At 71.4% G+C, this 6,642-nt stretch carries 6 protein-coding genes; 4 read left to right on the top strand and 2 right to left on the bottom strand.

Translation table 11 applies throughout. The features are described 5' to 3' along the window. Both VJ693_RS03655 and VJ693_RS03650 read left to right on the top strand, forming a co-directional pair. Nucleotides 1-1,272, top strand: a 1,272-nt coding sequence (locus tag VJ693_RS03655) for an HlyD family secretion protein (protein WP_324152111.1), incomplete at its 5' end; no start/stop codon positions are given. Next, nucleotides 1,269-3,455: a peptidase domain-containing ABC transporter gene (locus VJ693_RS03650; protein ID WP_324152110.1), complete on the top strand. Its 2,187-nt coding sequence runs from the start codon at nucleotides 1,269-1,271 to the stop codon at nucleotides 3,453-3,455. The genes VJ693_RS03655 and VJ693_RS03650, both read left to right, overlap by 4 nt. Here the strand turns inward: VJ693_RS03650 and VJ693_RS03645 are convergent. Further along, nucleotides 3,445-3,636, bottom strand: a complete 192-nt coding sequence (locus tag VJ693_RS03645; protein ID WP_324152109.1) for a DUF2892 domain-containing protein — start codon at nucleotides 3,634-3,636, stop codon at nucleotides 3,445-3,447. The genes VJ693_RS03650 and VJ693_RS03645 overlap by 11 nt on opposite strands. A gap of 101 nt (nucleotides 3,637-3,737) precedes the next feature. Further along, a complete protein-coding gene (locus tag VJ693_RS03640) occupies nucleotides 3,738-4,034 on the bottom strand; it encodes a YkgJ family cysteine cluster protein (protein WP_324152108.1) in 297 nt (98 codons plus the stop codon). A gap of 104 nt (nucleotides 4,035-4,138) precedes the next feature. On the opposite strand from VJ693_RS03640, the gene mnmG reads away from it, so the two are divergent. Next, the gene (gene mnmG, locus VJ693_RS03635; RefSeq protein WP_324152107.1) at nucleotides 4,139-6,136 is read left to right on the top strand and encodes a tRNA uridine-5-carboxymethylaminomethyl(34) synthesis enzyme MnmG; all 1,998 of its coding nucleotides are present in this window, start codon (nucleotides 4,139-4,141) and stop codon (nucleotides 6,134-6,136) included. A 131-nt stretch (nucleotides 6,137-6,267) separates the two neighbouring features. After that, nucleotides 6,268-6,642 (top strand): 16S rRNA (guanine(527)-N(7))-methyltransferase RsmG (locus VJ693_RS03630; protein WP_324152106.1); only part of this gene is annotated, 375 nt, incomplete at its 3' end.

Raw genomic sequence — 6,642 nt, 5'->3', positions numbered from 1 at the left:
GGGAGCCGGCGCGTGACCCTGTTTCGACACGAATCCCTCCACAACCAGCGTCGGGCCTGGCTCGGCAGCATCCAACTGGTGCAGCCACCGGGTTTGGCTTGGTTGACTTTCTGGGTGCTGGCGTCGCTCTGCGCCGTCAGCACCTTTCTTTTTTGGGGCGAGTACACGCGCAAGGCCCGCCTGGCCGGCGTGCTGGTGCCCGACCGGGGCCTGATCCGCATCGTCGCGCCGGTAGCAGGCACGGTACTCGCGCTGCGGGCCCAGGAGGGCCAGGCGGTGCGTGCCGGCGATGCGCTGTTCACGCTTGCTGTGCAAAGCCCGGCACTGGCCGGCCAAGAGCAAGCCGAGTTGCAGCAGACCTTCGCGGCGCGCGAGCGCAGCTTCGCCGAGGCGGCGCGGCAGGAGCAGGCGCTGCGCAGCCAGCAGCTGGCCGCGCTGGACGAGCGCCTTGCCGGCCTGCAGCGCGAGCAGGCGCAGCTGGACGCACAGGCGCAGCTGCAGCAGCAGCGGCTGGTGCTGGCCGAGAAGGCGATGGCGCGGCTGGAGGCGCTGGGCGGCGAGAACTTCGTCTCGACCGCGCAGATTCAGGCCAAGAACGAGGACGTGTTGGGATTGCGCGCCGAAGGGGCTGCGCTCGCGCGCCAGCGCCAGGCCCTGGCGCGCGAGGCGGCTACCTTGCAGGCCGAGCGGCGCGAGTTGCCGCTGCAATCGGCCCAGCGGCTGGGCGAGCTCGAGCGTGACCGCGCCGAGGTGGCCGAGGCCGCCGTGCGGGCCGACACCACCGCGGCGGCTCGCCAGCTCGTCGTGCGCGCGCCGGCCGATGGTGTGCTGGCGGCGTTCAGCGCCTCCCCCGGCCAGGCGGTCGGGGCCGACGCAGCGCTGGCCAGCCTGAGCCCGGCCGGAGCGCAGCTGCAGGCGCATCTTTACGCCCCGTCGAGCGCGCTGGGTTTCGTGCAGCCGGCGCAGGCCGTGTGGCTGCGGCTGCACGCCTTCCCGTACCAGAAGTTCGGCCTGCAGACCGGCCATGTGCTGCGCGTGGCGCAGGCGCCGCTCGCGCCGGCCGAGCTGGCGGCGGTGCCGATCGCAGCGCGCCCGGGGGGCGAGCCGCTGTACCGGGTCACGGTGGCGCTGGATCGGCAGGCCGTCGAGGCGGCAGGCCAGCCGCGCCCGCTGATGGCCGGCATGCAGCTGGAGGCCGACGTCGCGCTCGAGCGCCGGCGCTTGATCGAGTGGTTGTTCGAGCCCGTGCTGGGCTGGGCGAGGCGCCTGTGACCGAGGCGCCCGCGGGCCGGGCCCGGCCATTCCTGAACTGGCGCTCCGGGCCGGGGCGCGTGCCGCTGATCCTGCAGACCGAGGCTGCCGAATGTGCGCTCGCCTGCCTCGCGATGGTGGCCGGCGCGCATGGCCTTCAGACCGACCTCGCTGGCCTGCGCGAGCGGTTTCGCATCTCGCTGAAGGGGGCCACGGCGGCCGACCTGGCCGACATGGCCGGCGTGCTTGGCCTCGCGCCACGCGCGCTGCGCGCGGAACCCGAGCAACTGGCGCAGCTGGCGATGCCTTGCGTGCTGCACTGGGACATGAACCACTTCGTGGTGCTGGTCGGCGTCCGGCGCGGCATCGCGACAATCCACGACCCGGCGCGCGGGCTGCGCCGCATGACGCTGGAGGCGCTGTCGCCCCACTTCACCGGTGTGGCGCTCGAGCTGACGCCGACAGCCGATTTCCGCCCGCGGCGCGAGCGCGAGCGCGTCACGCTTCGCCAGCTGCTCGGCCGCGTGACGGGTTTGAAGCGTGCGCTCGGCCAGGTGCTGCTGCTCGCGCTGGCGCTCGAGGCCTTCCTGCTGCTGTCGCCCTTCTTCCTGCAATGGGTGGTCGACGGCGTGCTGGTCACCGGCGAGCGCGACCTGCTGGTGACACTGGGCGTCGGCTTCGGCGGCCTCGTGCTGCTGCAGGCGCTGGCGGCGGCGGGGCGCTCGTGGGCGGTGCTGCACCTGTCGGCCACGCTGAAGCTGCAATGGCTGGGCAACGTGTTCGCGCACCTGCTGCGCCTGCCGATGGACTGGTTCGAGCGCCGCCACACCGGCGACATCTGGTCGCGTTTCGCCGCGGTGCACGAGATCCAGGAGAAGCTCACCCATCAGTTCGCCGAAGGGCTGATCGACGGCGTGCTGGTGCTGCTGACGCTGACGCTGATGCTGCTGTACAGCCCGCTGCTGGCCGTGGTGGCGGTGCTGGCGGTGGCGCTCTATGCCGCCCTGCGCTGGGCGCTGTTCGGCGCGATGCGCGAGGCGGCCGAGGAGGCCCTGGTGCACGACGCGAAGAAGTCGAGCCACTTCCTCGAGTCGCTGCGTGGCGTCGGCGCGATCAAGCTGTTCAATGCGGAGGCGATGCGCCAGTCGCAGTTCATGAACCTGGTGGTCGATGCGACCAACGCCAGCCTGGCGGTGCGCCGTCTCGAGCTCAGGCTCGCGATCGCACAGCGCGTGCTGTTCGGGCTCGAGCGGGTGGCGGTGGTGTGGCTCGGCGCGCTCGCCGTGATGGACCAGCAGCTGTCGACCGGCATGCTGTTCGCGTTCCTGGCCTACCAGGAGCAGTTCGCCACCCGCACCGGCGCGCTGATCGACAAGCTCGGCGAACTGCGGCTGATGGGCCTGCAGGGCGAGCGCCTGGCCGACATCGTGCTGACGCCGCCCGAGGCCGATGCACTGCCCACCGCCCGGCCGGCGGCGCCGGCGCGGCTGGCCGGTTCGCTGGCGGTGCAGGGGCTGCACTTCCGCTATTCGGACCTCGAGCCCGAGGTGCTGCGCGGCGTGAGTTTCGAGGTCGCGGCCGGGGAGTCGGTGGCAATCGTCGGGCCCTCGGCCTGCGGCAAGACGACACTGCTGAAACTGATGCTGGGCATGCACGAGCCGCAGGCCGGCGAGCTGCGCATCGACGGGCTGACGCCGGGCCAGCTCGGACGGCGGCCCTGGCGCGCGCTGATCGGCACGGTGATGCAGGACGAGGCGTTGTTCGCCGGCTCGATCGCCGACAACATCGCCTTCTTCGCGCCCGAGCCCGATGCGGCGTGGATCACCGAGTGCGCCAAGCTCGCCTCGGTGCACGAGGAAATCGCGGCGATGCCGATGGGCTATTCGACGCTGGTCGGCGACATGGGCACGGTGCTGTCGGGCGGGCAGAAGCAGCGCATCCTGCTGGCGCGGGCGCTGTACAAGCGGCCGCGCATCCTGTTGCTTGACGAGGCCACCAGCGCGCTCGACGTGGACCGCGAGCGGCTGGTGAATCGGGCGGTGCAGCAGCTGCCGTTGACGCGCATCATCGTCGCGCACCGGCCCGACACGATTGCCAGCGCCAGCCGGGTCATCGTGCTCGGCGAAGGCCGGGTCGTGCAGGATCTGCGCAGTGTGCCGCCGGCGGGGGCCGACGGCGGCGCCGCGGGGTCGCTCAGCGCTTGAGCGGGCAGGTCGAGATGCCGAGCACCGAATACAGCGGGCAGGTCTTCAGCAGCCCGGTGGCCAGCGGCACCAGTCCGATCCAGCCCCACACGCCGATCTGGCCGCCGAGCGACAGGCCAATCAGGGCGAGGCCCAGCACGATGCGAAAGATGCGGTCGATGGTGCCGACGTTGGTGGTCATGCGAAATTCTCCTGGCAGTCCGGTCGCCTGCGGTATAGGGGTTGGGGTATCTGGCGACGCCCGCATCTTGCCCGCTCGGTCAGCGTCCGTCTTGACCTGGGTCAGCTTGGCGGGCGTGGCGCGGGCGCGCCGGGGCTCGTCTGGCGCTCGAGCGTCGTGAGCCAGTGCATCGCGTGGGTGCGGTCGGGCCCGCACATCGATGCGCTCGGCGCCAGCGAGCTGCAGACCGCCGGGCGGCGCGGGTCGCCGAACAGCCGGCAGCGCAGCGTGTCGTCGAGCTGAATGCAGCGCGCGCCGGCCGGTTTGCCGGTGGGCATGCCGGGGATCGGGCTGGAGATCGACGGCGCGATGCAGCAGGCACCGCAGCCGTGCCGGCAGGCGAGGGCAGGAGCATCCACCACGGGATTGTCGCGCGGCCCTGACGAGAAGCTGGCCGGCCTTTAAAATCAAGCCCTTACGCGAAACTTCGCGGCCGAACCATCGCAACTCACCGGGCCTTGCCGTGCTCTACCCCCAGGAATTCGACGTCATCGTGGTCGGCGGTGGCCATGCCGGCACCGAGGCTGCCCTCGCCGCAGCCCGCATGGGCTGCGCCACGCTGCTGTTGAGCCACAACATCGAGACGCTGGGGCAGATGAGCTGCAACCCGTCGATCGGCGGCATCGGCAAGGGCCACCTCGTCAAGGAGGTCGATGCCCTGGGCGGTGCGATGGCCTTGGCCACCGACGAGGCCGGCATCCAGTTCCGCATCCTCAATTCCAGCAAGGGCCCGGCCGTGCGGGCCACCCGCGCCCAGGCCGACCGCGTGCTTTACAAGGCGGCCATCCGGCACCGGCTGGAGAACCAGCCGAACCTGTGGCTGTTCCAGCAGGCTGTCGACGACCTGATGGTCGAAGGCGACCGGGTGGTCGGTGCGGTCACCCAAGTCGGCATCCGCTTCCGCTCGCGCACGGTCGTGCTGACGGCGGGCACATTTCTGGACGGGCGCATCCACGTGGGCCTGCAGAACCACAGCGGCGGACGCGCGGGCGACCCGCCGGCGGTCAGCCTGTCCGCGCGACTCAAGGAGCTGAAGCTGCCGCAGGGCCGCCTGAAGACCGGCACGCCGCCGCGCATCGACGGCCGGTCGATCGACTTCTCGAGGCTCGTCGAGCAACCGGGCGACCTGGACCCGATCCCGGTGTTCAGCTTCATGGGCGCGGTGGCGATGCACCCGCGCCAGATGCCGTGCTGGATCAGCCACACCAACGAGCGCACCCACGAGATCATCCGCGGCGGCTTCGACCGCAGCCCGATGTTCACCGGGGTGATCGAGGGCGTGGGGCCGCGCTACTGCCCGAGCATCGAGGACAAGATCAACCGCTTTGCCGACAAGGCCTCGCACCAGATCTTCCTGGAGCCGGAAGGGTTGGCGACGAACGAGTTCTACCCGAACGGCATCTCGACCTCGCTGCCTTTCGACATCCAGCTCGCGGCGGTGCGCACGATGCCCGGGCTCGAAAACGCGCACATCCTGCGGCCTGGCTACGCCATCGAATACGACTACTTCGACCCGCGCGGGCTGAAGGCCAGCTTCGAGACGCGGGCCATCGGCGGGCTGTTCTTCGCCGGCCAGATCAACGGCACGACCGGCTACGAGGAGGCGGCGGCGCAGGGGCTGTATGCCGGCGTCAACGCCGCCTGCCAGGTGCTGGGCCGCTCGCCGCTGGCGCTGCGGCGCGACCAGGCCTACCTCGGGGTGCTGGTCGACGACCTGGTCACCAAGGGCGTGACCGAGCCGTACCGCATGTTTACCAGCCGCGCCGAGTTCCGGCTGCAGCTGCGCGAAGACAACGCCGATGCCCGTCTGACGGAGCTCGGTCGCGGGCTCGGGCTGGTCGACGACGCGCGCTGGGCGGGCTTCAACCGCAAGCGCGACGCCGTGGCCCGGGAGGCCGAGCGGCTGCGCGCGACCTGGGTGCACCCCGGGATCCTGCCGGCGGAGCTGGCCGAGCCGGTCCTGGGCAAGCCGATCGAGCGCGAGTACAGCCTGGCCGACCTGCTGCGACGCCCGGGCGTGGGCTTCGACGCCGTCGCCAGCCTTGCCCACGCGGCGCGGCCCGAAGAGGGTGTTTCACGTGAAACCTTGGTCGCTGAATTGGGCCCCGAGCTGGCCGCCGCGGTGATCGAGCAGCTCGAGATCTCGGTCAAGTACGCCGGCTACATCGACAAGCAGGTCGAGGAGGTCGGTCGCGCGCTGGCCTACGAGAACCTGCCGTTGCCGGCCGAGCTGGACTATGACCAGGTCACGGCGCTGAGTTACGAGGTGCGCCAGAAGCTGAGCCGGCACCGGCCAGAGACCCTGGGCCAGGCAGCGCGCATCTCGGGTGTCACGCCGGCGGCGATCTCGCTGTTGCTGGTGCACCTGAAGAAGAAGCGCTTCGCGGGCTTCCTGGGGGCGGCCAACGACGGCCGCGCCGCGCCGGGGCCCGACGACGCGCCGGCCGCCGATGCGGCCTGAGATCGCGGTCCTGGTGGGCGGCAGCCCTTGTCCGCCTTGGCTGGGGCCGAGCGGCGGGCGCGAATCGCGCGGCCGTCCGAGGTTGCGGCTTTGGCGAGGTCGGTCCCCAATCCTCACGCCCTCGCCCCATGATGAGTAGCACGCCTGCCACCCCGCTCGATCCACTGGCGCCCGCGCTGAAGGCGGGCGCCGACGCCCTAGGCCTGCCGCTGCCTGACGACACCACCGGCCGCCTGCTGGCCTACCTGCGCCTGATCGCCCAATGGAACCGGGTCTACAACCTGACGGCCGTGCGCGAGCCCGAGGCGATGCTGACCCAGCATCTGCTCGATTGCCTGGCGATCGTGCCGGCGCTGCGACGCGGGTTGGCGGCGAGGGCGGGGCAGGGCGGCGTACCGCCGCAGCGGGTGCTGGATGTCGGCAGTGGCGCCGGCCTGCCGGGTGTCGTGCTGGCCATCTGCCAACCCGACTGGCACGTCACCTGCGTCGATGCGGTGGCCAAGAAG

Origin of the sequence: Ideonella sp., assembly GCF_035254525.1 — a bacterium.
GTDB lineage: Bacteria > Pseudomonadota > Gammaproteobacteria > Burkholderiales > Burkholderiaceae_C > Ideonella.
This window is presented reverse-complemented; position numbering and strand designations above follow the sequence as displayed.

What these genes read in the sequence shown, in the direction of transcription:
- VJ693_RS03645 (WP_324152109.1), bottom strand. Translation starts at nt 3,636, where the DNA reads ATGACCACCAACGTCGGCACCATCGACCGCATCTTTCGCATCGTGCTG.